We start from the raw sequence: 758 nt of genomic DNA, 5'->3' as shown, positions 1-758 counted from the left end.
GCTTATTCTCCTGTTAGTGGATTATAAGCAGTTACACAGAGTTTGGGAAACTCCCATGGGTAGACAAATTGAAAAAGTTAGGTCGAAAGTAAATCTTAATATTGTGTTCTCTTCATCAATGACAGATTTGTTGAAACAACAGGTAATAAACGGAAAAGGTATTGCTTGGCTACCTGACTATGCTATAGAAAAGGAACTTGAAACAAAGCAACTAACAATTATTGGTAATTATGAGTTGGTCTTACCTATTTCTTTTTATGCATATCGCTATCAGGCCCGTTTACATGAGTCAGGAGAACGATTTTGGAATGAATTGGCAAAATTACAAGTAGGTGAATAGTGTCTTTAGAATTGAACCACCTATGTTATTAGTTCAGCAAGACTATTGATTGGATAGGAGATATCTTACTTATGAATACTTCTACAACCAATGACCAACCTACAATTATCTATTTTAGGTTCACTGTACAATGTAGAAAGCGGAAGCAATTACAACTTCTGACTTCGATTTAGCTATTATGAGTGGTGGTGATATTGACCCATGAGCTATGCTGAAGAAACCGTAGAGGTAAACTTGGTAAACTAAGCGTATTAATCGGAGTTTATCATGACCAAGAAAGTAAGAACCTACAGTAACGAATTTAAAGCCGAGGCCGTCAAGAAGATATCAGACAATAATGGCAATATCTCAGCCACTGCAAAGTGTAGTGGCATAATTAAATTGGACAACTGCTAAGAGGCTATACTAACCCAAAGAA

At 36.1% G+C, this 758-nt stretch carries 2 protein-coding genes; both read left to right on the top strand.

Annotated elements, in window-relative coordinates; genetic code table 11:
- The coding region (locus tag EI164_RS16565) for a LysR substrate-binding domain-containing protein (protein ID WP_263972682.1) at window positions 1-340 on the top strand (340 nt) is incomplete at its 5' end.
- 267 nt (window positions 341-607) lie between these two features.
- Window positions 608-736: a hypothetical protein gene (locus EI164_RS16560; protein WP_413038470.1), complete on the top strand. Its 129-nt coding sequence runs from the start codon at window positions 608-610 to the stop codon at window positions 734-736.
- The last annotated feature ends 22 nt before the right edge of the window (window positions 737-758 follow it).

The organism is Psychrobacter sp. FME13, assembly GCF_014861395.1.
Lineage (GTDB): Bacteria > Pseudomonadota > Gammaproteobacteria > Pseudomonadales > Moraxellaceae > Psychrobacter.
This window is presented reverse-complemented; position numbering and strand designations above follow the sequence as displayed.